Raw genomic sequence first — 24457 nt, 5'->3', positions numbered from 1 at the left:
TCCAGTGAAACACCTGTGCGTGATCGTCGGGGTTTGTAATGCGCCACGATTTGCGCAAGGTAGAACAACGTTGAACCAGAGCCCTTGAATGGGCCCACCAAGAGTTTGCATTGCGGGAGAAACCAATGACAAAACCCCCCACCAACGGGCACAGCGCCGCAGGCGAGACCAAGCAGGGCAAGGGCCGCCGGCTCCGCTCCCAGGAATGGTTCGACAACCCGCACAATCCGGGCATGACCGCACTCTATCTCGAGCGCTACCTCAATTACGGCCTGACCCGCGAGGAATTGCAGTCGGGCAAGCCGATCATCGGCATCGCCCAGACCGGCAACGATCTGTCGCCCTGCAACCGGCATCACCTGGAGCTTGCGCACCGCGTCCGCGAGGGCATCCGCGCCGCCGGCGGCATCGCGATGGAGTTTCCGACCCATCCGATCCAGGAGACCGGCAAGCGCCCGACCGCGGCGCTCGACCGCAACCTCGCCTATCTCGGCCTGGTCGAGATCCTGTTCGGCTATCCGCTCGATGGCGTGGTGCTGACCACCGGCTGCGACAAGACCACGCCGGCCTGCATGATGGCGGCGGCGACCGTCAACCTGCCGGCGATCGTGCTGTCGGGCGGCCCGATGCTGAACGGCTGGCACGAGGGCCAGCGCACCGGCTCCGGCACCGTGGTGTGGAAGGCCCGCGAGCGGCTCGCCGCCGGCGAGATCGACTATGAGCAGTTCATCGAGATCGTCGCCTCCTCGGCGCCCTCGGTCGGCCATTGCAACACCATGGGCACCGCCTCGACAATGAACTCGCTTGCGGAAGCGCTCGGCTTCTCGCTGCCGGGCTGCGCGGCGATCCCGGCGCCCTATCGCGAGCGCGGCCAGATCGCCTACGAGACCGGAAAACGCATCGTCGACATGGTCTGGGACGATCTGAAGCCGTCGGACTTCCTGACCCGCGAGGCGTTCGAGAACTGCATCGTGGTCAACTCCGCGATCGGCGGCTCGACCAATGCTCCGATCCACATCAATGCGCTGGCGCGCCATGTCGGCGTCGAGCTGTCGATCGACGACTGGCAGAAATACGGCCATGACGTGCCGCTCCTGGTGAACATGCAGCCGGCCGGCTTCTATCTCGGCGAGGAATATCACCGCGCCGGCGGCGTGCCCTCGGTGGTGCGCGAGCTGATCAAGCACAACCGCATCCATGAAGGCGCCCTCACCGTCAACGGCCGCACCATGGGCGAGAATTGCAAGGAAGCGCCGAAGCCCGACGGCGACGTGATCTGGGGCTACGACAAGCCGCTGGTGAAGGATGCCGGCTTCCTCGTGCTGCGCGGCAATCTGTTCGATTCCGCAATCATGAAGACCAGCGTGATCTCGAAGGAATTCCGCGACCGCTATCTGTCCAACCCGAAGGACCTCAACGCTTTCGAGGGCCGCGCCATCGTGTTCGAGGGCCCGGAGGATTATCACGCCCGGATCGAGGATCCCGCACTCGACGTCGACGAGCACTGCGTGTTGTTCGTCCGCGGCACCGGCCCGATCGGCTACCCCGGCGGCGCCGAGGTGGTGAACATGCAGCCGCCGGCGGCGCTGATCAAACGCGGCATCCTGTCCCTGCCCTGCATCGGCGACGGAAGGCAGTCCGGCACCTCGGGTTCACCCTCGATCCTCAACGCCTCGCCGGAGGCCGCGGCCGATGGCGGGCTCGCGATCCTGAGGAGCGGCGACAACGTGCGCATCGACCTCAACAAGGGCAGCGCCAACATCCTGATCTCGGAGGATGAGCTGCGCACCCGCCGCGCCGAGCTGAAAGCCAAGGGCGGCTTCCCGCACCCGGCCAACCAGACGCCGTGGCAGGAGCTGTACCGCCAAACGGTCGGCCAGCACGCGACCGGCGCCTGCCTCGAGCTCGCGACCCGTTACCACGACATCGCCGGCAAGGTCGGCGTGGCGCGGGATAATCACTGAACCCCAAAACCGTCATTGCCGGGCTTGACCCGGCAATCCATCGCTCTTCGCAAGATGGATGCGCGGGTCAAGCCCGCGCATGACAGCAGAAAACATAAGGAAGAAACGCATGTCAGACCGACTGAAGGGAAAGCGCGCCGTTGTCACCGCCGCCGCGGCGGGCATCGGGCGTGCATGCGCAATCGCATTCGCGCGTGAAGGCGCAACCGTGATCGCAACCGACATCAATGAGAGCGGCATCGCCACGCTGGGCAAGGAAGGCGTCGCCGAGACCGCCCGGCTCGACGTTCGCAGCACCGCTGAGGTCAACAGCTTCGCCAAGCGCGTCGGCAAGATCGACATCCTGCTCAATGCGGCGGGCTTCGTGCATCACGGCACCATTCTGGAGTGCTCGGACGAAGATTTCGACTTCTCGTTCGACCTCAACGTCAAATCCATGCACCGGACCATCAAGGCGTTCCTGCCGGCGATGCTGGCGGGCGGAGGCGGCAGCATCGTCAACATTTCGTCTTGCGCGGCATTGCGGCCGCCGGCCAATCGCTATGTCTACAGTGCGTCGAAAGCGGCAGTTTCGCTGCTGACGCGCGCGGTCGCGCTCGACTTCATCACCCAGGGCATCCGCTGCAACGCGATCTGCCCGGGCACCGTGGAGACGCCCTCGATGCTCGATCGCGCGGCCGCCGCCGGCCCGGATGGACGCGAGAAATTCGTCGCCCGCCAGAAGATGGGCCGGCTCGGCACCGCAGAGGAAATCGCGGCCATGGCGGTCTATCTTGCGAGCGACGAAGCGGCATTCACCACCGGCGTCGACATGGTCGTCGACGGCGGCTTCATGCTCTGACCTCCACGCGATCAAAGGCATTTTGCATGAACAAGATCGATCTCAACGGCCGCTGTGCCGTGGTCACCGGCGGCGCGCAAGGGTTCGGCCGCGCCATCACCGAGCGCTTTGTCGCGTCCGGCGCCAAGGTCGCGATCTGGGATTTCGACCAGCCGCTGGCCGAGAAGACCGCGCGGGCGATCGGCGAGAACGTGATCGCGATCAAGACCGATGTCACCGATCCCGACGCGGTCGACGCCGCGCGCGATCAGACGCTGCGGGCGTTCGGCAAGATCGACATCCTCGTCAACAATGCCGGTATCACCGGGGCCAACAAGCCGGTGTGGGAAACCGATCTCGACGACTGGCGCAGGGTGATGCGCATCAATCTCGAGGGCCCCTTCATCTGCTGCAAAGCGATCGTGCCGACCATGATCGGCCAGAAATACGGCCGCATCGTCAACATCGCCTCGATCGCCGGCAAGGAAGGCAACCCGAACGCCGCACATTATTCGTCGTCGAAGGCCGGCCTGATCGCGCTGACGAAATCGCTCGGCAAGGAGCTCGCCCAGCATGACATCCTGGTCAACGCGGTGACGCCGGCCGCGGCGAAGACCGCGATCTTCGACCAGATGACGAAAGCGCACATCGACTTCATGCTGTCGAAGATTCCGAAAGCCCGCTTCGTGCTGGTCGAGGAGCTCGCCTCGATGGTGGCGTGGCTGGCGTCGGAAGATTGCGCCTTCTCGACCGGCGCAGTGTTCGACATCTCCGGCGGTCGCGCGACGTATTAAGCTACGCTACGCCTCGCCGGCTGCCGAAGCGCCGCGACCAAATGATCGGCAAGCAGTGACGCCGCGCGCGAAAGATTTTGCGCGCGGTGCAGGCGGATCTCGGCGCGCGGCAGCCGCGGCATGCCGTCGCGCGCAGTCAGGCGCCGCAAGCTCGGCGGAAAGGTGCCCGACTTGACGACGGTCACGGCAAGGCCTTGCTCCGCGATCGCCTCGACGGCGGACAGGCTGTGGCTGACAAAGGCGAGCCGCCACGGCCGGTTGGCCTCGTCGAGCGCCTGCATCGCCCAGCTCCGGAACAGGCAGCCCTGCGGATAGAGCGCGACCGGCAGCGGATCGAGCTGCTCGACGCGATGCGCGGCGCTCGCGGCCCACACCGCCTGCTCGGTGCGCAGCAGCTCGCCCTCGCCGCGCCCCTCGGGGTGCATCGCGATCACGAGGTCATAGGCTTCGCCGAGCCGGTCCGTCATCGACGAGGTCAGCCCGGTCTCCATCTCGACATGGATCAGCGGATAGTTGGCGATGAAATCCTTGAGCAGCGGCGGGACGATCAACGTGCCGTAGTCGTCCATCACGCCAAGGCGTACGCGCCCATCCGTGCCGTGTTCGCGCACCCGGCCGACCGCCTCCGCATTGAGGCTCAGAATGCGGCGGGCATAACCGAGCAGCCCTTCGCCGGCCGCACTCAGATCGACATTGGTCGTGCTGCGATGGAACAGCTCGGCCTGCAGCCGCTCCTCCAGCCGCTTCACCTGCATGCTGACCGCGGATTGGGTCCGGTTCAGCGCCGAGGCGGCGCGGGTGAAGGAGCGATGGTCCGCCACCGCGACAAAGGCCTGCAGCAGGTCCGGATCGAGGACGGGCGTGCTCATAACGATCCGTGATTTGATTGATCAAATCTATTCGATTTCCTGATTATCGCCGCTTCCCTAGATTGCGCAAGCGAAACCGGGGGCGAACGGCATGGGCGAGATCTCTGGGGTGTTGGCGGCGGTGCTGTCGAGTGCGCTCGGCGGCACCTCGATCGGGGCGACGCGGTATCTGGTCGACGCCATCGATCCGCTGGCGATCGGCTCGTTCCGCTTCGGCATGGGCGTCTTGCTGCTGCTGCCGCTGGCGCTGTTGCTGCGTCGGAGCTGGCCACGGCGGCGTGACTGGCCCGGCGTGGCCGGCCTCGGCCTGTTGTTCTTTGCGGCGTTTCCGATCCTGTTCAACGCTTCGCTGATCTTCACGACCGCCGCGCGCGGCGCGCTCGCGCTCTCGACCCTGCCGCTGCTGACGATGCTGGTCGGCGCTGCGCTCGGTGCCGAGCCGCTGACCGCACGCAAGACCGCAGGCGTGCTGGTCACGATCCTGGGCGTCTCGCTGGCGCTGCTCTCCGGCCTCGCCACGGCGCCCGTGGGCGCCTGACGCGGCGACCTGCTGATGGTCGCGGCCGCGTTGTGCATGGCGCTCTACAGCATCTGGTCAAAACCCTTCATCCGCCGCTCCGGCCCGATCCTCTTCACCACACTCGCCATGGCGGCCGGGGCCGCGGTCCTCATCAGCGCCTCGCTCGTGCGCGGCAGCTTTGCGCCGGTTGCCGATTTCGGCGCACCGCAATGGTTCGGCGCGATCTATCTCGGCGCCTTCGGCGCAGCACTCACCTTCTATCTCTGGGCCTTCGCGCTGGAGCGGACGACGCCGACCCGGGTGGCAATTTCCGTCACCGTCAATCCGATCGCGGCCTCGCTGGTCGGCGCCGTCCTGCTCGGCGAACCGCTGAGCTGGAATCTGACGGCCGGCATCCTCACCGTCTTCGCCGGCATCTGGATCGCCACCACACAGCCGCAACAGGCGCACGTGGCCGAGCCGGCCGTCGCTCCGGACGCGCGCTGACCTGCGGCAACGCCTGCCAGCCAGGTTCTTGGCGAATCCGTGCTAGCCTGACGGTCCGGTCCAAGCGAACCCGACAAGCAAACCCGAGGCGGCACGCATTTGAACATTTCCCTCTACGACGTCTCCGTCTGGGTGCTGCCGGTCCTCATCGCCATCACCTTCCACGAAGCCGCACACGGCTTCGTTGCGCACCGGCTCGGCGACGACACCGCCTGGCAGCTCGGCCGCGTCAGCTTCAACCCGCTGAAGCATATCGACCCGTTCGGCACGCTGATCCTGCCGGCCATGCTGCTGTTCGCGCATTCGCCGTTCCTGTTCGGCTACGCCAAGCCGGTTCCGGTGAACTTCCGCAAGCTCAACCATCCCAGGCTCGACATGGTGTGGGTGGCGTTGGCCGGCCCGGTGACCAACATCATCCTGGCGACCGCGGCGGCGCTGGCATTCCACGCGCTGCCCTTGGTGCCGGCCGATGCCGCAAAATGGACCGCAGACAACCTGAAAAACGCCTTCCTGATCAATATCGTGCTCGCGATCTTCAACATGATGCCGATTCCACCGCTGGACGGCGGCCGGGTCGCGGTCGGGCTGTTGCCGCGGCCGCTGGCGACCACGCTCTCCAGGCTCGAGCCCTACGGCATGCTGATCCTGATCGGGCTGTTGATCCTGCTGCCGGTGGTCGGCCGGCAGATCGGCCTAAATCTTGATGTTATTTCAACGATACTGCGAACTCTGACCGGCTATGTGATCAATGCCCTTCTCCTCATTACCGGAAACACATAGCCTTGGCTTGATCATGACCCGATCGGAAAACCGGTGTCCATTTGTCCGGGTCATGCGCGGCAACGGGAACGCTTCGAGGCCATGGTGATCAAAGCTGCCGATATGCTGATTGCACGACGCGCCGACACCCGCGCGCGGGCTGACTTTGCGACCTGGAAGATGATGGCCAAGCTGAACGGCACCTCCGCATTGCCGCCCGAGGCGCAGAATTTCCTCGCCATCTACAACAAGCTGCTGGACCAGATGAGCGAAGCCGATGCCGGTGAGGCAACCATCCAGCAGATGTATCGCACCTACTATGCGGAGATGGGCGGTGCCGGCAAGGCGCCGGAGGTTCCAGCGCGCTCACGCGAACCGGTCGCCGACACCGGCAACGTCACCACGTTCCGCCGCCTGCCCGCGAAGAAGGTGAGCACCTCCGACGCGAACGCGAAGCGCCCGATGCCGGTCGCGCTGATCTTCGCCTGTCTTGTCGTGGTCTACGTCGCGATCCGCTACTACTTCAAATAGCGCAGGCCGCGCTTCAACCCTTCCCGTTTTGATGATCGACGCGCGGACGCCGCGGCATCCCGTCGCGCGTCACCGGCCACTCATATCGCCGCAGCGTGGAATAACGCGTGCGACCGATCGCGCCAGTGCCCTAGGCGATACGACCGATGCCGGGCATAATGCCGAACTCAAAAAACAAAATCATACTGGAGGGAAGATGAAGCGTTCCATTGCAGCCCTGGTCATGACCACGAGCCTCGTGCTCGCAGGCAGCGCGTCGGCGCAGACCATGGACAAGGTTGTCCGGGTCGGCAGCCTCGGCGATCAGTCCGGTCTTTATCAGGACATCGGCGGTCCCGGCTCGACGGTGGCGGCGCAGATGGCGATCGAGGATTCCGGATTGCTCGCCAAGGGCTGGAAGATCGATGTGATTTCGGCCGATCACCAGAACAAGCCCGACGTCGGCGTCAACATCGGCAAGCAGTGGATCGACGTCGAGAAGGTCGACGTGTTTGTCGATCTCGCAAGCTCGGGCGTCGGGCTTGCGATTGCCAACCTCGCCAAGGAGAAGAACGTCGTCAACCTGAACTCGGGCTCGGCATCATCGGACCTGACCGGCGCGCAGTGCTCGCCGAACACGGTGCACTGGGTCTACGACACCTACATGCTGGCCAACGGCACCGGCAAGGCGCTGGTGAAGTCCGGCGGCGACACCTGGTTCTTCCTCACCGCGGACTACGCGTTCGGCCAGGCGCTCGAGCGCGACACCGCGGCGGTCGTCACCGCGAATGGCGGCAAGGTGCTCGGCAGCGTCAAGCATCCGCTCAACAACGCCGACTTCTCGTCCTTCCTGCTGCAGGCGCAGAGCTCGAAGGCCAAGATCGTCGGCCTGGCCAATGCCGGCGGCGACACCACCAATGCGATCAAGCAGGCGGCCGAGTTCGGCATCGTCGCCGGCGGCCAGAAGCTGGCGGGCATGCTGATGTTCCTGACCGACGTCAACGCGCTCGGCCTCAACGTCGCGCAGGGCCTGAACTTCACCGAAACTTTCTACTGGGATCTGAACGATCAGACCCGCGCCTTCACCAAGCGGTTCATGGAGCGCTTCAAGAAGAACCCGCCGACCATGGTGCAGGCCGGCGTGTATTCGTCGCTGATCCATTATTTCAAGGCACTGGAGGCGCTCGGCGGCAATCCGCATGACGGCCGTGCCGTGGTCGCCAAGATGAAGGAGCTGCCGACCGACGATCCGCTGTTCGGCAAGGGTTCGATCCGCATCGACGGCCGCAAGATCCACCCCGCCTATCTGTTCGAGGTGAAGAAGCCACAGGAGTCAAAGTATCCGTGGGACTATTACAAGCTGGTCGCCACCATCCCCGCCGATGAAGCCTTTTTGCCGCTCGAGAAGAGCGTCTGCCCGCTGGTGAAGAAAAGCTGAGCGCTGCAGCTGTGTAGGGGGATTAGCGACTCGTCCGCCGTAGCTCGACGAGCGAAGGCGGAAGCGTAGTCCGCCGCTCGTCGAAAAAGAATGGCGGGTGACGCTGTCGCTAACCCGCCCTGCGCGACTTCGCGTCGTATTCAATGGTGAAATGGATTCCGGGCTCGCGACTTCGTCGCGCCCCGGGATGACGAAGCCTTGCGATCGTATCGCGAGTCGTCCCGCTACTTCTTCGGCTTGTTGAACTTGACGTCGAGGCTGAAGGAGAACTGATCGTCGGTCAGGTCGGCCGGGGGCGCCGGCACCGGATCTGAACGGTGCACCATCGAGACCGCCGCGTCGTCATAAGCGGCGTCACCCGACGATTCCATCACAGCGACCGACAGCACCTTGCCGACGCGGTTGAGCACAAGGGCCACCTTCACCTTGGCATCCTTGATCTTGTTCTCCGGGAATTTCTTGTGCAGGTCGAGATAGGCGCTGATCTTCTTGCCCCATTTGGCGGTCAGCGCGAGCTTGTCCTTGCCGATGCCGGGATTGGGGGCCTTGGTGGTCTCCGACTGCCGCGAAGCGTCTTCCAGCTTGGTCGGCGCCGCCTGCTCCGAGGCCTGCTGAGCCTCCTGAGCGCTGGTCTCGACCTTGGCGACCTTGGCCTCCTCCTCCTTCTGCTTCTTGCTGTTGTCCTCGGTGACGACGCGATCGGGGTCGTCGGCCTCCATCGGCTGGGCCTGCGGCAGGTCGGTATCCTTGACCTCCGCCTTCTGCTGGGTCATCTCCTGCACGGCCTGCTGCTCGTCGGCCGGCGCTCCGGGCGGTGCGGCTTCCTCAGGCACATCCGGGGAGGCAAGCTCGACGGCATATTCCGCGCCGGCAGCGCCAAGGCCCTCGTCGCCGTCGTCGCGTAAATTGGTCAGCGCCAGCGCCGCGCCGCCCAGATGCAGCCCGACCGCCGTCACCGCGGCGATCACCCAGAGCCGCTTGGACGTCCGCAGATCGAGATCGGGGTTGGTGGACATCGTCGTTCGCCCGTCAGGGTTTGGCCGGCTCGGCGGCCTGCGGTTCCGCGGGCGCTCCCGGAACGCCCTCGAGCGTGACGAGCTTGACCCGCGTGTAGCCGCCAGCGCGCAGCAGCTCCATCACGCCCATCAGCTCGCCATAGGGCACGACACGGTCGGCACGCACGAACACATACTTGTCCCTGCTCATCTCGGGCACCGCATCCAGCGCATTGACCAGGTCGGCGCGCTTCACCGAATTCTCCCCGATCGCCAGCGTCAGGTCCGGCTTGATGCTGACATAGGTCGGCTTGTCCGGCTTCTTCTGCGGCGTCGCGCTGGAGGTCGGCAGATCGATCGGCAAGTCGACGGTCGAGAGCGGCGCCGCCACCATGAAGATGATCAGCAGCACCAGCATCACGTCGATGAACGGCGTGACGTTGATCTCGTGGGATTCCGCGAAATCGTCGTCGCCATCGTTCTCGGAGATCGAGACTGACATCGCCTACTCCGCCGCCGCGGCGCGCGCATGCGTGCCGAGCGGAACGCTGCCATGGGTGCGATCGAGATCGCGCGACAACAGACGTCCGGCCGCACCCGAGGCGCGGTTGACGAGCTCGAGATAGACCTTCGTGACACGCGAGAAATGGTTGTAGATGATCACGGCCGGGATCGCCGCGACGAGGCCGATCGCGGTTGCCAGCAGCGCTTCCGCGATGCCCGGCGCCACCACGGCAAGATTCGTGGTCTGCGACTTCGAGATGCCGATGAAGCTGTTCATGATGCCCCAGACGGTACCGAACAGGCCGACGAAGGGCGACGTCGCGCCGATGGTCGCGAGCAGGCCCATGCCGATGCGGATCTTGCGGGCTTCGGCGCGCACGATCTCGGCAAAGCTCGACGCGGCACGCTCCTTGATGCCGCTGTCGCTGGAGATCCCCGCCGACAGACGTCCCTCGCGCATCGCAGCCGCGATGAACGACGACAGCACGCTGCCCTTGGCGCCGAGTGCGAATTGGGCTTCTGCCAGCGAGCGCGATTCAGCGATCTTGGCCAGCGCGCCACGCAGCTTGCTCTGCGCCACGGTGAGCTCGACCATCTTGGCGATGAACACCGTCCAGGTGACGAGCGACGCGAAGGCAAGGCCAAGCATCACCGCCTTCACGATGATGTCGGCGTTCAGGAACATATTCCACGGCGACAATTCGCGCAGCCCGGTGCCGGTCGACTTCAGCGACTTGCCATCGCCGCCTCCGGGCGCCGCCGACGACGCATCGATCGCGGTCGGTGCCGGAGCCGCCGAGGCAGGTACCGGGGCGGCCTGGGCTTGCGGTGCCGCGGAGGCCGGCGGGGCTACCGGCGCAGCCACTGGGGATGGGGCCGCCGGCGCCTGTTGGGCCGCGGGCGCTTGTTGAGCCGCGGGCGCTTGTTGGGCCGCGGGCGCCTGGGCCACAGGCAATTGAGACTGGGTCACGGGCGCTGGTTTCGCGGCAGGCGCCGTTTGCTGCTGCGCCGAAGACGGCGCGGCCAGCATCAGCATCGCCAGCGAGGCGATCACGGCGGATGCAGCGGGGAACTTGGATGTCATCATCAGTTACACTTCAGCCCAGTGACGGATCAGGTTGTGATAGATGCCGGTCAATTTGACCGTTTCAGGGTCATCGCGCCCCAGCCGCTCCACCAGAGCCTGGATCGCCGTATCGAGATCGAAGATCAGGCTGCGCACGTGTGCATCCCGTACCATGCTCTGCAGCCAGAAAAAAGACGCAACCCGGGTACCCCGGGTGACCGGCGTGACCAGATGCAAGCTAGAAGCAGGATAAACCACCAGATCGCCTGCCGGCAGCTTGATTTCGTGCGATCCGTAGAGATCCTCGATCACAAGCTCGCCGCCATCGTAGTCCTCCGGCTCCGATAAAAACAGCGTGACCGAGAGGTCGGTGCGGATCCGCAGGCCCGTCAGCTTGTCGCCGCGCACCGCATTGTCGACATGCAGGCCGAAATGGTGCCCGTCGCTTGCGGCATAGCGGTTGAACAAGGGTGGAAAGATTCTAAGCGGGATCGCCGCCGAGATGAAGCGCGGGCTTGCCGACAGCGCGCTCAGGATCCGGTTGCCAAGCTGCCGCGCGACCTCGCTGTCGGGCGGCAGCTGCTCGTTGCGCTTGACCAGCGCGGAAGCAGCACCGGCGGTCGAGCGGCCGTCCTCCCATCCGCTGGCATCCATGATGCGGCGGAAGTCCGCCACATCAGCCTTGCTCAATACGTTGGGAACACAGACCAGCATCTTCCGCCGCGAAGCCTCCGTCAGTAACGCGCAGAAACAACCAGATACGCGGCGCGTCCTGGAGCTTCGAGCACGAACGGCGCTGCGCTCTGGTACAACGCGTCGTAGTAGCGCTTGTCGAAGATGTTGTTGACGAACAGCTTCATGGTCCAGTTCTTGTCGATCTTCGCCTCGGCGAAGGCGTCGAAGCGCCAATAGCTCGGGATCGACGTGCCCTGGTTCGCCGCGAGCAGCGTGCCGCCGTACACCTTCGAGCGGTACACCGCCTGCCCGCCGAGCTCCCACATGTCGGTGAGTTGGTACTTCGTCAGCATGCTGAACGACTGAGGCGCGACGTTGGCGAGCGGCAATCCGACGTTGCTGGAGTACAGGATCGTGTTGGCCGGCGGCGCCAGCGACTTCGTCACGACTGACTGCATCAGCACGAGTCCACCGAACACGCTCCATTTGTCGGTGATCTTGCCGCCGACGCCGAGATCGATGCCGCGGATACGGTAGGCGGCGCCCGCCGTGATGCAGGAGATGTTGCCGGCCGTTCCGGCTGGATAGGTGCATCCGAGCGCTGAAGCCGCGGCTGCGTTGTTGACATTCTGCGCTTCGCGCGCGTTTTCCTTCTCGGTCTGGAACAGCGCCGCCGTGACCAGCAAGTGGCGATCAAACAGCTCCCACTTGGTGCCGACCTCGATGGCCTTGTTCTTTTCCGGCCCGAAGATCTGGGTGTTGCCGCCGGGAAGGTTGGGATTGATGCCGCCATAGGCGGTGCTGGTGCCGTCGAACTCGGCGCCGACAGGGTTGGACGAGGTCGCGTAGGCTGCATAGACGCTGCCGTTCGGGAGCGGCTTCAGGGTGAGGCCGAGGTTGAAGTTCGGCATCCCGAACTCGGCCGACTGCTGGCCGAGGGTACCATTGGTCGCGAATGCGGACGTGTTGATCTTGTAGTCGTCGTAACGGACGCCGCCATTGAGGATGACGAAGTCGTTGTAGTTGGCGGAATCCATGACGTATCCGCTCACGGTGTCGATGCCGATCTTGGTCGGCCTTCCCGCCAGCGACGGTATTCCGAACGGCTGATTTGTGAATTGCGGGTTGAAGACGCTGACGCCGGAGAGCGAACCGCTGCCCGTGAACGACGATGTGCCGGTGGTGATTTCGGAGCTCAGGCCGGTGAAGCTGTCAATCGAGGACCGCTCGTTGTCGTATTCGACGCCCGCCGTCGTCGTGTGCTTGAAGCCAAGCCCGTCGACCGACTTGTAGGTCGCCTCGGTCTGGTTGGCGAACACGTCGGTGACCTGGAAGCGGCTCTGCGGATTGGCGCTGAGCGTATACGCCGTGAACGGCGCGCCCGCGGCCAGCGTCGGCGATTCAGGCAGCGTGCCGATGTATTTCTGGGTCGAACGCGATTCCCGGATCTTGTTGCTGATCATGAGGTCCGGCGTGATCTGGACCTCGGCATTGATCGTGCCGATGTCCTGCCCGGTCCTGAAGAAGTCGCGATTGACGAAGCCGTAGAAATTGTTGCGGTTGACACCGAAATCCGGGAACGGGCCGCCGGCCGTGCTCGCGGTGCTCGGCCGATAATACGGCACGCCAAAATCCGGAATGCCGGTGAGCTCGGTGTGGATGTAGTTGCCGGTGATCTTGACCGCATCGACCGGCTTCCAGTTCGCCGCGACGAAGCCGCCATCGCGATTGTCGGTAACGTAGCTGCGGCCGGCGACGCCGGCATCCTGGAACAGGCCGCCGGCGCGGATCGCCAGCGTCGGGCTGATCACCTGGTTGACATCGAGCACCACTCGCTTGGTGCGATCGCTGCCGAACGTGGTGTCCATGTTGTAGAAGCTCCCCCCCGTCGTCGCCTGCTTGGTGACGATGTTGATCGCGCCGCCGGTGGTGCCGCGTCCTGCAAAGGAAGAGCCCGGGCCGCGCAGGATCTCGACCTGCTCGGTGAAGAAGTTCTCGCGGACGCTGACGCCGGCGTCGCGGACACCGTCGATGAAGATATCGTTGCGCGCATCGAAGCCGCGGATGAAGAAGCGGTCGCCGAAGGCGTTGCCGCCCTCGCCCGTGCCGAGCGTGACGCCGGCCGTCGACAGGATAGCCGATTTCAGCGAGGTCGCATTCTTGTCTTCGAGCACGTCCTTGGTCAGCACGGTGACCGACCTCGGCGTGTTCAGGATCGGCTCGGGAAACTTGCCGGATGCCTGCAAGCGGTCGCCCTTGTACGGCGCGGCCGGATCCGCATAGGGGTCGCGGTCGGCGGCAAGACCGCCGGCGTTGGGAAACGGCACCGGTGCCTGCTGCGCCTGCTGGTTGTTGCGGCGCGCGGCACGGCGCAGCGCGTTGCGGGCGCGCACCTGGTCCGAGGTCGGCTTTGACGTGACGGGCTTGGGTCGGGCGACCGGCGCATCGACATTCACCGGCGGAAGGTTGGACTGCTGCGCTTCCGCCCCCGAAAACGACGCCACAGCGATCAGACCAGCGACCGCGGAGACCTTCGTCGCGGAATAACCCGTATCATCAGCCGAACCGTTCGCTGCATCGAAGCGCAGCGATTTCGGCGCCTTCACATTGCTCATTTTTTGCGTGCCCCAGATAAATCCAGTTCATTCGCGAAATGAAGCTGCGACGAACTGTCTTCATCGGTTATCGAGCGTGAGTTTTTTTATCAATGCGATCAGCGCCACAGTCGGTTTGAATCGCCCCAATTCAAAGCGATTCTAATCTGCGCTTTGAAATCGTTCTAAACTCTAGTTTTTAAGCGTTCTAATAACTGTTCTAAAGTGACACCCAAGCGTCACCGGCCACCGCTTTGCAAGGCGCTGATCCATACGTCGTCCCGATCACTCGGCGCTCGGTGGCTTCATCAGCGAAAACAGCTCGTCAATGGTCCGCTGCGCGACCTGCCGCACGCTGTCGCTGTTCTCGAGGCCCGTGATATTGACGCCGTTGACGACAGCTTTGATCTCGTCGCGGAAGTCGGTGAGGAAGCGCAGCGGGTCGCGCTGCTCGTTGGCGACGCGCGCGATCAATCCGGTGACCAGGATCTGGCATGCCATCATGCGCCCGTTCAACTCATCCATCGCGGCCCTCATCCTCTCGCATCGTCGCTCGCGCGATATGAACGACATCGCGCGGCGTTTCAACCACGTCGCGCAAGCTGCAGCAGGTGAACGGACAAGAAAGCAGATCTGCGCGCGACGAGATGCGCGCTATTTCGCGGCGATGTGCTCCGCCTCCTCGCCGAGCGCCTTGATGCGATCCTTGACCTCGCGAAGCGTGTTGAGGCCGCTTTCGACATGCTTGTCGGAGACGTCGCGCAGCACGTCGCCGGCGATCGCATCGCGCAGACTGTCGAGATCGTCGACGAGGCGGCGCCCGATCCTGGTCAGGAACAGGCGATTGGCGCGGCGATCCCTGGGGTCAGGCCGGCGTTCGAGCAGGCCATGCTCGACAAGGCGATCAAGCAGCCGCACCAGCGAGATCGGCTGCAGTTCGAGCACGTCGGCGAGATCGACCTGGGACAGTCCCTCCTGCTCGCGCAGGCGGAACAGCACAATCCATTGTGCACGCGTGGTGCCTCGCGCCTTGGCGCGATGATCGATATAATTGCGCAGCAGCCTGGAACTCTCCACGAGTTGCGCAATGAACTGGCGTTTGAGATCGAGCGACATAGGGGTCCTCGGTGCGTTTCCCAGACGGAATGTTTCTGCTCGTTTCTGACCTAAACCTTTCCAAATGTTTAGGATTCTCAAGCCTTGGTGTGTTTACACATTAAGTGCACGCATATTATATCCGCAAGCTCTGTGAACCGTTTCGATCACCCTTTATTGTTACGTCGAGCCCAAGAGTCCGCATGTCCAAGTCACGCACCATCGGTTGGGTTTTAGTGATCGCTGCGGTCGGCGCGGCCGGTTATTTCGGCTGGCAGAAATACACCGACAACCAGCAGGCGATCGCAGCCGCGCAGAAGCGGGCCGCGCAGCGCCCGGCCGTTCCGGTCAAGATCTCGCCGGTCGAGAAGGCTGACTTCCCGGTCTACCTCACCGGGCTCGGCACCGTGCAGGCGTTCAACACCGTCCAGGTCCGCACCCGGGTCGACGGCCAGATCACCAGGATCGCCTTCAAGGAAGGCCAGTTCGTCAAGGCCGGCGACACGCTGGTCGAGATCGATCCGCGGCCCTATCAGGCGACGCTCGACCAGGCCAAGGCCAAGAAGGCCCAGGACGAAGCCAACCTCGCCAACGCCAATCTCGACCTGCAGCGCTACACCAAGCTCGGCGAGTTCGCGACGCGCCAGCAGCTCGACACCCAGCGCTCCACCGTGGCCCAGCTCACCGCCCAGATCGCCGCCGACGAGGCCTCCATCTTCAACGCGCAGACCCAGGTCGACTACACCACCGTGAAGTCGCCGATCGACGGCATCGTCGGCCTGCGGCTGGTCGATATCGGCAACATCGTCAACGCCTCGGCCGCGACCGGCATCGTCACGATCACCCAGATCGAGCCGATCACGGTGATCTTCACCGCGCCGGAAGACCAGCTGCCCGATATCAAGGCGGCGCTGGCCGTGGCACCGCCCAAGACCATTGCTCTGACCACCGACGGCAAGCGGGTGCTGTCCACCGGAACCCTGGCGCTGATCAACAACCAGGTCGACACGTCAAGCGGGACTGTCCGGCTGAAGGCGGTGTTTGATAACAAGGACCATGCGCTGTGGCCAGGCCAGTCGGTCTCGACCCGGCTCTTGGTCAGGACCTTGAAGGATGCCACCGTCGTCCCGGATGACGCGGTGCAGCATGGCACCGAAGGCCTCTACGCGTATTCAGTCAATCAGGAGAACAAGGCCGAGCTTCGCAAGATCAAGGTCAGCCAGTCGATCGACGGCAAGTCGGTGATCGAGGAAGGCCTGTCGCCGGGACAGCAGGTGATCACCGCGGGCCAGTACAAGGTCTCGCCGGGGACCCTGGTGACGACGGCGGTGGCGAGCTCGGATCAATCCCAGTCGAAGGTCACGCAGGAATGAGCGCCGGAATTTCCGCACCATTCATTCGCTTCCCCATCGGCACCTCGCTGCTGATGGCCGGCATCCTGTTCATAGGCCTCGTCGCCTATCCGCTGTTGCCGGTGGCGCCGCTGCCGCAGGTCGACTTCCCGACCATCCAGATCACCGCGACGCTGCCGGGCGGAAGCCCGGAGACGATGGCGACTTCGGTCGCTCAGCCGCTGGAACGCCAGTTCGCGCAGATCCCCGGCATCGCGCAGATGACCTCGACGAGCTATCTGGGCACCGCGGCGGTCACCATCCAGTTCGATCTCAACCGCTCGATCGACGGCGCCGCCAACGACGTTCAGGCCGCCATCAACGCCGCCAGTGGCCAGCTGCCGAAGACCCTTCCTTCGCCGCCGACCTACCGCAAGGTCAACCCGGCCGACTCGCCGATCATGCTGCTGTCGGCGACGTCAGACACGCTGCCGCTGACCACGGTCAGCGATGCCGTCGACGCGCAACTTGCCCAGCAGATCAGCCAGATCTCCGGCGTCGCCCAGGTCATCATCGGGGGTCAGCAGAAGCCGTCGGTTCGCGTCCAGATCGATCCGGCCAAGCTGGTCGCCAAAGGCCTGTCGCTGGAAGACGTCCGCGCCGCGATCAACATCGCCACCGTCGACAGCCCGAAGGGCAATATCGACGGCGCCACCCGCGCCTACACCATCTATGCCAACGACCAGTTGCTCACGGCCGATCCGTGGAACGACGTCATCATCGCCTACCGCAATGGCGGGCCGCTGCGCATCCGCGACATCGGCCAGGCCGTCACCGGGCCGGAAGACGCCAAGCAGGCCGCCTGGGCCAACGGCAAGCGCGGCGTGTTCCTCGTCATCTTCAAGCAGCCCGGCGCCAACGTCATCGACACCGTCGACAAGATCAAGGCAGCGCTGCCCCGGCTGGTCGCGGCGATCCCGCCGGCGATCAAGATCGATGTCATCTCGGACCGCACCACCACAATCCGCGCCGCGGTGGAGGACGTCCAGTTCACCCTGCTCCTGACCATCTTCCTGGTCGTGATGGTGATCTTCGTCTTCCTGCGCAGTTTCTGGGCCACCGTGATCCCGACCGTCACAGTGCCGCTGGCGCTACTCGGCGCCTGCGCGCTGATGTGGGTGTTCGGCTACACGCTCGACAATCTGTCGCTGATGGCGCTGACGATCGCGGTCGGCTTCGTGGTCGACGACGCCATCGTGATGCTGGAGAACATCAGCCGCTACATCGAAGAGGGCGAGAAGCCGATGGCGGCCGCCTTCAAGGGTTCCAAGGAAATCGGCTTCACCATCGTTTCGATCAGCATCTCGCTGGTCGCGGTGCTGATCCCGCTGCTGCTCATGGGCGGCATCATCGGCCGCCTGTTCCGCGAATTCGCGGTCGTGCTGGCGATGACGATCTTCGTCTCGATGTTCGTGTCGCTGACGCTGACCCCTATGATGGCCTCGCGGTTCCTGCGCGCCCACAATGAGGAGCGGCACGGCCGCTTCTACCAGCTCAGCGAGCGCGGCTTCGACGCAATGCTGCGCGGCTATCAGTCCGGGCTCGATCTTGCGCTGCGCTGGAAGTTCACGACGCTGATGATCTTCTTCGGGACCTTGGCGCTGTCGGTCTACCTGTTCGTCGTCATTCCGAAGGGCTTCTTCCCGCAGCAGGACGTCGGCCTGATCACGGCGACGTCGGAAGCCAGCCAGGACATCTCCTTCGCGGATATGAAGCGGAGGCAGGAGGAGCTCGGCAAGATCGTGATGACTGATCCGGCCGTCGCGACGGTGGCGATGGCGATCGGCGGCAGCGGCCGTGCCGGCAACAACGGCGCAATGTACATCACGCTCAAGCCGCTTAGGGATCGCGACGCCAACGCGCAGCAGGTGATCGCCCGGCTGCGGCCGAAGCTGGAGAAGATCGAGGGTGCCCGGCTGTTCATGCAGGCGGCGCAGGACGTCCGCCTCGGCGGCCGCCCGACCCGCACCCAGTTCGAATTCACATTGCAGGATGCCGACCTCAGCGAACTGAACCAGTGGGCGCCGAAGATCCTCAGCAAGATGCAGACGCTGCCTCAGCTGCGCGACGTCGCCACCGACCAGCAGACCAACGGCACCACGGTCGAGCTGAAGATCAACCGCGACACCGCATCGCGCTATGGCATCCAGCCGCAGCTGATCGACGACACGCTCTATGACGCGTTCGGCCAGCGCCAGGTGACGCAGTACTTCACCCAGCTCAACAGCTACCACGTGATCCTCGAGGTACTGCCCGAGCTGCAGGGCGCGATCGACACGCTGAACAACATCTACATCAAGTCGCCGCTGACCGGCGAGCAGGTGCCGATCTCGACCATTGCGAAATGGACCAGCGTGCCGGTGCGGCCGCTCTCGATCAGCCATCAGGGCCAGTTCCCGGCGATCACCATCTCCTTCAACCTGGCGCAGGGTGTCGCACTCGGCCAGGCGACGGAGGCGGTGCAGAAGGCGATGGTCGACCTCGGCGCCCCGGCGACCCTGAGCTCGAGCTTCCAGGGCACCGCGCAGGCGTTCCAGCAATCGCTGTCGACCGTGCCGCTGCTGATCCTGGCCGCGCTCGTCGTCGTCTACCTGATCCTCGGCATTCTCTACGAGAGCTACATCCACCCGATCACCATTCTGTCGACGCTGCCTTCGGCCGGCGTCGGCGCGCTGGCAATCCTGATGGCGGCCGGTTTCGACTTCTCGCTGATCGCGCTGATCGGCATCATCCTGCTGATCGGCATCGTGAAGAAGAACGGCATCATGATGGTCGACTTCGCGATCGCCGCCGAACGCGACCAGCATATGGAGCCGGAGGCGGCGATCCGTCAGGCCGCCCTGCTCCGCTTCCGCCCGATCATGATGACGACGATGGCGGCATTGCTCGGCGGCGTGCCGCTGATGCTCGGCACCGGCACCGGCTCGGAAATCCGCCAGCCGCTCGGTTACGCCATGGTCGGCGGCCTGATCGTCAGCCAGGCGCTGACGCTGTTCACGACGCCCGTCGTCTATCTCTATCTCGACAAGCTCTCCAACGCGTTTGCGAATTGGGGCCGCTCGCCGCGCGCCGATCACGACGCCGACGACGGCGAGGACGGATCGGTCAAGCAGGCCGCCGAGTGACTTGACTTTGCCCGCATACCGGCACATCCGAAAGATGTTCGTTTCGGAGCCGGTACCGTGCAGATTGTCGCAAAGTCGCTTGTCGTGCTGTTGGCCGTGTTCGGCATGGTCGGCCTCAGCCACGCTCAGACGCCCAAGGCCAGGAATGCCGCCGCGCCGGCTCCGGCCGCAGCTCCACAAGGCGACGCCGCAGCCCCCAACAACACCGGCTGGGTCGCGCGCTGCACAAGTGCGAGCCGCGACGCCCCGCTCGAATGCGCGATGGAGCAGACCGCGGTGCTCACCAAGACCGGCCAGCTCATCGTGCTGGTCAACATCCGCGTTCCCGGCGACACCCGCACGCCGGTCGCGCTGGTCCAGCTTCCGCTCGGGCTGAACCTGCCCGTTGGCGCCAAGCTGCAGGTCGACGACGGCAAGGCCGTCGACGTGCCGATCCAGACCTGCGAGGCGCGCGGCTGCTACATCAACGCGCCGATTGCCGCCGATGTGCTGACCCAGCTGAAATCGGGCAAGCAGCTGAAGGTGTCGTTCCAGAATCTGGCCAAGGAAACCATCTCTATCCCGATGCCGCTCGCCGACTTCGCGACGGTCTACGAGAAGATCAAGTAGATCAGCGCAGGCAGCCGTCCGCGCTATCGCTCTCGCTTGTAGAGGAACGCGTTGTCCGGCTGCGGCATGCCGATCGACTTGTAGAAGCCGATCGAGTCGGGCGCCGACAGCAACAGGCACATCGATTCAGGCCCCGCGTGGCGCCGCGTTTCCGCGATCAGCCGCTTGCCGATGCCGTGCCCCTGGTGCCGACGATCGACCGCAAGATCGGCCAAATAGCAGCAATAGGCGAAATCCGTCAGCGCGCGCGAGACGCCGATCAGCGTGTGCCCCTTCCGCGCCGTCACGATCAGATTGGCATTGGCGATCATGCGCGCCATCCGGTCGGTATCCGCGAGCGGACGCCGCTCGCCGAGGCTCGACTGGCGCAGCACCTCGATGAACTCGTCGATGCCGATCGACGCTTCGCGGGCATAGTGAATTTCGTCCATCACCTTAACCTCTGTCGCAACATTGGAGCGGCCGGAGCCGCGCGCGAGACCATGGTGGATTGCGCCGGGCTAATCCACCCTCGATGCGGTGAGGGCACGCTGCGACGCGTTACGACCGGTCCTGCATCAGGAGCAGGCTGCGCCGCGCAGTCGCGTCAGGATTTTGAGGGTTGCTCGCGCCACTAAAGCAGATTGGCTGGGGAACCTGGATTCGAACCAAGACAAACAGAGTCAGAGTCTGTTGTGCTACCGTTACACCATTCCCCAAGAATTGTCCGTGGTATCAACAGCTTAGCTGGATGACTGGACATCTCGGTGCAGCGCCTTCGCTGGCCAAATCAGCGCCCGCGCGAGTGCGACCTTCTACCTGCTTGGTCCCACGCTTGGCAAGCATTGTTGGCGGGGAATGGGCGTGAAAATCGCCCTCAATACAGCCCGCCCGTCCCTGACCGCATCACGGCCCGGTCAGCGTCGGGTGAGATCGGCTGCTGGGTCCCGTCGATCACATCGGTACCGGCGACCATCGTCGGATCATAGAACGGCGGCGCCTGCCCCGGCTTGAAGGCTTCGAGCACTACGCCCCGGTTCTGACCAGACGAGGCGCGCAGGCCGGTCTTGGCATCGACCAGCACCAATCTGATGCCGACCGGCTGCTTGAACGGCGTGGCCGGCTTGTCGGCCAGCGCGAGCTTCATGAAGTCGCGCGCGATCGGCGCCGCGGTGTGGCCGGCCTGCGCGTTGCGGCCGAGTGAGCGCGGCTTGTCGTAGCCGACATAGAGACCGACCACGAGGTCCGGCGAGAAGCCGACGAACCAGAGGTCTTTGGCCTCGTTGGAGGTGCCGGTCTTGCCGGCGATCGGCTTGCCGACCTCTTTCAGCGCGGTGCCGGTGCCGGCCTGAATCACGCCCTCCATCAGCGAGGTGATCTGGTAGGCGGTCATCGCGTCGAGCACCCGCTCGCGGCGGTCGACGAGCTGCGGCTCCGGCTGGCTCTTCCAGCCCTCCGGCGCGTCGCAGCCGCGGCATTCGCGCTGATCGTGCCTGAAGATGGTGTGGCCATAGCGGTCCTGGATGCGGTCGATCAGGGTCGGCTTCACGCGGACGCCGCCATTGGCGATCATCGAATAGGCCGTGGCCATCCGCATCACCGTGGTCTCGCCGGCGCCGAGCGCATAGGCGAGATAGTTCGGCAACTCGTCATAGACGCCGAAGCGCTTGGCATACTCGCCGATCACAGGCATGCCGATCTCCTGCGCCAGCCGCACCGTCACGGTGTTGAGCGACAGCCGGAGCGCATTGCGCAGCGTCACCTGGCCCTGATACTTGCCGGTCGAGAAGTTCTCCGGTCGCCAGACATTGCCCTGCCCCTGGTCGATCTCGATCGGCGCGTCGATCATCACGGTCGACCCGGTATAGCCATTGTCGAGCGCCGTCGAATAAACGATCGGCTTGAAGGTCGAGCCGGGCTGCCGATAGGCCTGGGTCGCGCGGTTGAACTGGCTCTGGTCGAACGAGAAGCCGCCGACCATCGCCAGCACACGGCCGGTATGCGGGTCCATCGCCACCATCGCGCCCGACAGTTCGGGGATCTGGCGCAGCCGGTACTGGCCTTCGATCGCCTTGCCGTCCTTGTAGAGCGGGTCGGCGTAGATCACGTCGCCGGGCTGCAGCACCTGCGAGACCGCCGTCGGCACCCTGCCCTTGATCTTGGCCCAGCGCACGCCGTCCATCGTGACAATGCCGGTCTCGCGCTGCTTGCTGACGGCGCCGCCGAGCTCGCGGCCCGGCTGGAAGCCGATCCGCGCCGACTGGTCGTTGCTCTCCAGCACCACGGCCATCCGCCACGGCGAGATGTCCGAGAGCGACTTGATCTCGGCGAGCGGCACGCCCCAGTCGCTGGTCAGATCGAGCTTCTGGATCGCGCCGCGATAGCCCTGCTGCTCGTCATAGTTCACGAGCCCCGCCACCATGGCCTTGCGCGCCATCACCTGGACCTTGGGGTCGAGCGTGGTGCGCACCGACAGGCCGCCCTCATAAAGTTTCTTCTCGCCGTAGCGCTCGAAGATGTCGCGGCGGACCTCTTCCGAGAAATATTCGCCGGCGAAGGTGTGCGCGCCGTTGCTGCGGTTGGTGACAGTCAGCGGCTCCTTGCGCGCCTTGTCAGCGTCGGCGGTGGTGATCCAGCCGTTCTCCTGCAGGCGGTCGATCACGTAGTTGCGCCGCTCGATCGCGCGCGCGCGGTTGCGCACCGGATGCAGGCTGGCCGGCATTTTCGGCAGCGCCGCCAGATAGGCCGCTTCGGCGACCGTGAGCTCGTTCACCGACTTGTCGAAATAGACCAGCGAGGCAGCCGCGATGCCATAGGCGCCGAGGCCGAGATAGATCTCGTTGAGATACAGCTCGAGGATCTTGTCCTTGGAATAGGCCCGCTCGATTCGCATCGCCAGCAGGGCTTCCTTGATCTTGCGGCTGAACGAGACCTCGTTGGTCAGCAGGAAGTTCTTGGCGACCTGCTGGGTGATCGTGGAGGCGCCCTGCGGACGGCGGTTGGAACCGAAGTTCTGGACATAGGAGACGCCGGCACGTGCCATGCCGGTATAGTCGATGCCGCCGTGCTCATAGAAATTCTTGTCCTCGGCGGCGAGGAACGCGTTGATCACGAGCTTCGGCACCGCCTGGATCGGCAGATAAAGCCGGCGCTCCTTGGCAAACTCACCGAGCAGCGAGCCGTCGGCCGCGTGCACGCGGGTCATCACCGGCGGCTCGTAGTTCTGCAGCTGCGAATAGTCGGGCAGGTCCTTGGAAAAATGCCAGAACAGCCCTGCGACCGCGGCCAGACCAGCCAGGAACAGGATGGTTCCTGCGGTGAACAGGAACCCGAAGAACCGCAACAGAAATTTCATCGACCAGATTTTCCGTGGCGAATACGTCGCTCGTTCTGAGCGCGCTGCGTGCCACATAGGATGCCCGGTATATCGGTCGCCCCAGGGACCTGCAATTCAACGCGGGAGAATTAAAGCGGGCAAGGCGTCAAACTTATGCCATAGAACCCGGCTCGCGCGCTCAAGCCAAATCAGCAGACGTCCCGACCGGGCGATGCTCAGCGGGGCTGCATCGATCTCCGGCACACCGCACCTCGATTCGCCCACGCGTCGCCGACTCCTGCCCCGGCCTCAATCGAGGCACTTGCGGGGCGGACTGGTTACGAAAGAAAAGCGCGGGCCGAGCACATCGCCTCCACTACCCGGCTGCCGTTTCGGATGCTGCGTCATCAGAAACCGGTGGACAGCCCCGCGGGTCCGTCACATTAACAATCCGTTAACTATAACTACTGCAAGTTGTCGGCATACCTGACTCGCGACGGGCTGAATCTTGATGGCACTGCGCGGATTTAGACGGCCTTTTGCGGCCGACCCGAACGTCCTTGGATTTCCAAGACCACCCGCATCGGCTGTGGGCACCGAAGCCTTGGACCTCGTCTATCAGGCGGCGGATCTGTTCCGCAGCATCGAGGACCGGGCCCGCGCCGGCGAGGCACGCGCCGAGGCTGCCGAACAAGCACAGCTCGAAATCATCGCCGCCACCGAGCGCAAGCTGAGGGACGCGTCCCGGGCGCTCGAGGAGGCCCGACGGCGCATCGAGTCCCAACAGGAGCAGCTCGATGCCGCGAAATTTCGCGCCCAGGCCGCCGAGGCCGAGGCACGTGGAGCCCGGCAATCGCTGGCCCTGGTCGAGGACGCGATCCGCCGGCGCTTGCTGCTCACGGCCGGACATGACGGCGACGGCAGGTCGACGGCGGTCGCCTGACGCGA

At 64.5% G+C, this 24457-nt stretch carries 20 protein-coding genes, 1 tRNA gene and 1 pseudogene; 11 read left to right on the top strand and 11 right to left on the bottom strand.

What is annotated here, in order from left to right; translation table 11 throughout:
- The first annotated feature begins 125 nt into the window (after positions 1-125).
- The 3 genes from HAP48_RS34525 (at position 126) to HAP48_RS34515 (ending at position 3578) form a co-directional block, all read left to right on the top strand.
- Complete coding sequence (locus HAP48_RS34525; protein WP_166204274.1) at positions 126-1964, top strand: IlvD/Edd family dehydratase; 1839 nt, start codon at positions 126-128, stop codon at positions 1962-1964.
- A 109-nt stretch (positions 1965-2073) separates the two neighbouring features.
- Entirely contained in the window at positions 2074-2805 is a 732-nt protein-coding gene (locus HAP48_RS34520) for an SDR family oxidoreductase (RefSeq protein WP_166204273.1), read from the top strand.
- A 26-nt stretch (positions 2806-2831) separates the two neighbouring features.
- Positions 2832-3578, top strand: coding sequence for an SDR family NAD(P)-dependent oxidoreductase (locus HAP48_RS34515; RefSeq protein ID WP_166204272.1), 747 nt, complete (start codon positions 2832-2834; stop codon positions 3576-3578).
- Here the strand turns inward: HAP48_RS34515 and HAP48_RS34510 are convergent.
- Positions 3575-4447, bottom strand: coding sequence for a LysR substrate-binding domain-containing protein (locus HAP48_RS34510; protein ID WP_166204271.1), 873 nt, complete (start codon positions 4445-4447; stop codon positions 3575-3577). The genes HAP48_RS34515 and HAP48_RS34510 overlap by 4 nt on opposite strands.
- 91 nt (positions 4448-4538) lie before the next feature.
- Between HAP48_RS34510 and HAP48_RS34505 the strand changes: the two are divergent.
- The 4 genes and pseudogenes from HAP48_RS34505 to HAP48_RS34490 all read left to right on the top strand — a co-directional run bounded on the left by HAP48_RS34505 (position 4539) and on the right by HAP48_RS34490 (position 8160).
- Positions 4539-5453, top strand: a pseudogene (locus HAP48_RS34505) (DMT family transporter).
- A 99-nt stretch (positions 5454-5552) separates the two neighbouring features.
- On the top strand, positions 5553-6233 hold the full coding sequence (locus tag HAP48_RS34500; RefSeq protein WP_166204270.1) for a site-2 protease family protein: 681 nt from the start codon (positions 5553-5555) through the stop codon (positions 6231-6233).
- An 81-nt stretch (positions 6234-6314) separates the two neighbouring features.
- Positions 6315-6743 (top strand): hypothetical protein, encoded by a 429-nt coding sequence (locus tag HAP48_RS34495; protein ID WP_224497102.1) that lies wholly within the window; start codon positions 6315-6317, stop codon positions 6741-6743.
- Between the two features lie 196 nt (positions 6744-6939).
- Positions 6940-8160 (top strand): ABC transporter substrate-binding protein, encoded by a 1221-nt coding sequence (locus tag HAP48_RS34490; protein ID WP_166204268.1) that lies wholly within the window; start codon positions 6940-6942, stop codon positions 8158-8160.
- Between the two features lie 224 nt (positions 8161-8384).
- Here the strand turns inward: HAP48_RS34490 and tolA are convergent, their stop codons facing one another.
- The 7 genes from tolA to HAP48_RS34455 all read right to left on the bottom strand — a co-directional run bounded on the left by tolA (position 8385) and on the right by HAP48_RS34455 (position 15110).
- Positions 8385-9176 (bottom strand): cell envelope integrity protein TolA, encoded by a 792-nt coding sequence (gene tolA, locus HAP48_RS34485; RefSeq protein WP_166204267.1) that lies wholly within the window; start codon positions 9174-9176, stop codon positions 8385-8387.
- Between the two features lie 13 nt (positions 9177-9189).
- Entirely contained in the window at positions 9190-9657 is a 468-nt protein-coding gene (gene exbD, locus HAP48_RS34480; RefSeq protein ID WP_166204266.1) for a TonB system transport protein ExbD, read from the bottom strand.
- 3 nt (positions 9658-9660) lie between these two features.
- Positions 9661-10746, bottom strand: a complete 1086-nt coding sequence (gene exbB / locus HAP48_RS34475; RefSeq protein ID WP_166204265.1) for a tonB-system energizer ExbB — start codon at positions 10744-10746, stop codon at positions 9661-9663.
- Positions 10747-10749: 3 nt separating this feature from the next.
- Complete coding sequence (locus tag HAP48_RS34470; RefSeq protein ID WP_166204264.1) at positions 10750-11439, bottom strand: Fe2+-dependent dioxygenase; 690 nt, start codon at positions 11437-11439, stop codon at positions 10750-10752.
- 20 nt (positions 11440-11459) lie between these two features.
- On the bottom strand, positions 11460-14015 hold the full coding sequence (locus HAP48_RS34465; protein ID WP_166204263.1) for a TonB-dependent receptor: 2556 nt from the start codon (positions 14013-14015) through the stop codon (positions 11460-11462).
- A 264-nt stretch (positions 14016-14279) separates the two neighbouring features.
- Complete coding sequence (locus tag HAP48_RS34460; protein WP_166204262.1) at positions 14280-14519, bottom strand: hypothetical protein; 240 nt, start codon at positions 14517-14519, stop codon at positions 14280-14282.
- 129 nt (positions 14520-14648) lie between these two features.
- Complete coding sequence (locus tag HAP48_RS34455; protein ID WP_166204261.1) at positions 14649-15110, bottom strand: MarR family winged helix-turn-helix transcriptional regulator; 462 nt, start codon at positions 15108-15110, stop codon at positions 14649-14651.
- Positions 15111-15292: 182 nt separating this feature from the next.
- Between HAP48_RS34455 and HAP48_RS34450 the strand changes: the two genes are divergently transcribed.
- The 3 genes from HAP48_RS34450 (at position 15293) to HAP48_RS34440 (ending at position 20214) form a co-directional block, all read left to right on the top strand.
- Entirely contained in the window at positions 15293-16462 is a 1170-nt protein-coding gene (locus HAP48_RS34450) for an efflux RND transporter periplasmic adaptor subunit (protein WP_166204260.1), read from the top strand.
- Positions 16459-19605 (top strand): multidrug efflux RND transporter permease subunit, encoded by a 3147-nt coding sequence (locus tag HAP48_RS34445; protein ID WP_166204259.1) that lies wholly within the window; start codon positions 16459-16461, stop codon positions 19603-19605. Before HAP48_RS34450 ends, HAP48_RS34445 begins: the two co-directional genes overlap by 4 nt.
- A 105-nt stretch (positions 19606-19710) precedes the next feature.
- The gene (locus HAP48_RS34440) at positions 19711-20214 is read left to right on the top strand and encodes an invasion associated locus B family protein (protein WP_166215445.1); all 504 of its coding nucleotides are present in this window, start codon (positions 19711-19713) and stop codon (positions 20212-20214) included.
- 23 nt (positions 20215-20237) lie between these two features.
- Here HAP48_RS34440 and HAP48_RS34435 read toward each other — a convergent pair whose 3' ends face one another.
- From HAP48_RS34435 to HAP48_RS34425, 3 genes are all read right to left on the bottom strand, one after another.
- Complete coding sequence (locus HAP48_RS34435) at positions 20238-20645, bottom strand: GNAT family N-acetyltransferase (protein WP_166204258.1); 408 nt, start codon at positions 20643-20645, stop codon at positions 20238-20240.
- A 193-nt stretch (positions 20646-20838) separates the two neighbouring features.
- Positions 20839-20912 (bottom strand) — tRNA-Gln (locus HAP48_RS34430).
- Positions 20913-21070: 158 nt separating this feature from the next.
- Positions 21071-23548 carry a penicillin-binding protein 1A gene (locus HAP48_RS34425; protein ID WP_166204257.1) on the bottom strand — a complete coding sequence of 826 codons (2478 nt, stop codon included), beginning with the start codon at positions 23546-23548 and terminating at the stop codon, positions 21071-21073.
- A gap of 565 nt (positions 23549-24113) precedes the next feature.
- Here HAP48_RS34425 and HAP48_RS34420 point away from each other — a divergent pair.
- Positions 24114-24452 carry a hypothetical protein gene (locus HAP48_RS34420; protein ID WP_210292719.1) on the top strand — a complete coding sequence of 113 codons (339 nt, stop codon included), beginning with the start codon at positions 24114-24116 and terminating at the stop codon, positions 24450-24452.
- Positions 24453-24457 lie beyond the last annotated feature (5 nt).

Source organism: Bradyrhizobium septentrionale, from assembly GCF_011516645.4.
Lineage (GTDB): Bacteria > Pseudomonadota > Alphaproteobacteria > Rhizobiales > Xanthobacteraceae > Bradyrhizobium > Bradyrhizobium septentrionale.
Note: the sequence above shows the minus strand (reverse complement) of the source record. Positions and strands in the feature narration are given on the sequence as shown.

Coding starts and splice junctions, on each gene's coding strand:
- HAP48_RS34495 (WP_224497102.1), top strand. CDS start 6,315: ATGGTGATCAAAGCTGCCGATATGCTGATTGCACGACGCGCCGACACC.
- HAP48_RS34520 (WP_166204273.1), top strand. CDS start 2,074: ATGTCAGACCGACTGAAGGGAAAGCGCGCCGTTGTCACCGCCGCCGCG.
- HAP48_RS34515 (WP_166204272.1), top strand. CDS start 2,832: ATGAACAAGATCGATCTCAACGGCCGCTGTGCCGTGGTCACCGGCGGC.
- HAP48_RS34525 (WP_166204274.1), top strand. CDS start 126: ATGACAAAACCCCCCACCAACGGGCACAGCGCCGCAGGCGAGACCAAG.
- tolA (WP_166204267.1), bottom strand. CDS start 9,176: ATGTCCACCAACCCCGATCTCGATCTGCGGACGTCCAAGCGGCTCTGG.
- HAP48_RS34450 (WP_166204260.1), top strand. CDS start 15,293: ATGTCCAAGTCACGCACCATCGGTTGGGTTTTAGTGATCGCTGCGGTC.
- HAP48_RS34460 (WP_166204262.1), bottom strand. CDS start 14,519: ATGGATGAGTTGAACGGGCGCATGATGGCATGCCAGATCCTGGTCACC.
- HAP48_RS34445 (WP_166204259.1), top strand. CDS start 16,459: ATGAGCGCCGGAATTTCCGCACCATTCATTCGCTTCCCCATCGGCACC.
- exbB (WP_166204265.1), bottom strand. CDS start 10,746: ATGATGACATCCAAGTTCCCCGCTGCATCCGCCGTGATCGCCTCGCTG.
- HAP48_RS34440 (WP_166215445.1), top strand. CDS start 19,711: ATGGTCGGCCTCAGCCACGCTCAGACGCCCAAGGCCAGGAATGCCGCC.
- HAP48_RS34465 (WP_166204263.1), bottom strand. CDS start 14,015: ATGAGCAATGTGAAGGCGCCGAAATCGCTGCGCTTCGATGCAGCGAAC.
- exbD (WP_166204266.1), bottom strand. CDS start 9,657: ATGTCAGTCTCGATCTCCGAGAACGATGGCGACGACGATTTCGCGGAA.
- HAP48_RS34510 (WP_166204271.1), bottom strand. CDS start 4,447: ATGAGCACGCCCGTCCTCGATCCGGACCTGCTGCAGGCCTTTGTCGCG.
- HAP48_RS34490 (WP_166204268.1), top strand. CDS start 6,940: ATGAAGCGTTCCATTGCAGCCCTGGTCATGACCACGAGCCTCGTGCTC.
- HAP48_RS34425 (WP_166204257.1), bottom strand. CDS start 23,548: ATGAAATTTCTGTTGCGGTTCTTCGGGTTCCTGTTCACCGCAGGAACC.
- HAP48_RS34470 (WP_166204264.1), bottom strand. CDS start 11,439: ATGCTGGTCTGTGTTCCCAACGTATTGAGCAAGGCTGATGTGGCGGAC.
- HAP48_RS34435 (WP_166204258.1), bottom strand. CDS start 20,645: ATGGACGAAATTCACTATGCCCGCGAAGCGTCGATCGGCATCGACGAG.
- HAP48_RS34455 (WP_166204261.1), bottom strand. CDS start 15,110: ATGTCGCTCGATCTCAAACGCCAGTTCATTGCGCAACTCGTGGAGAGT.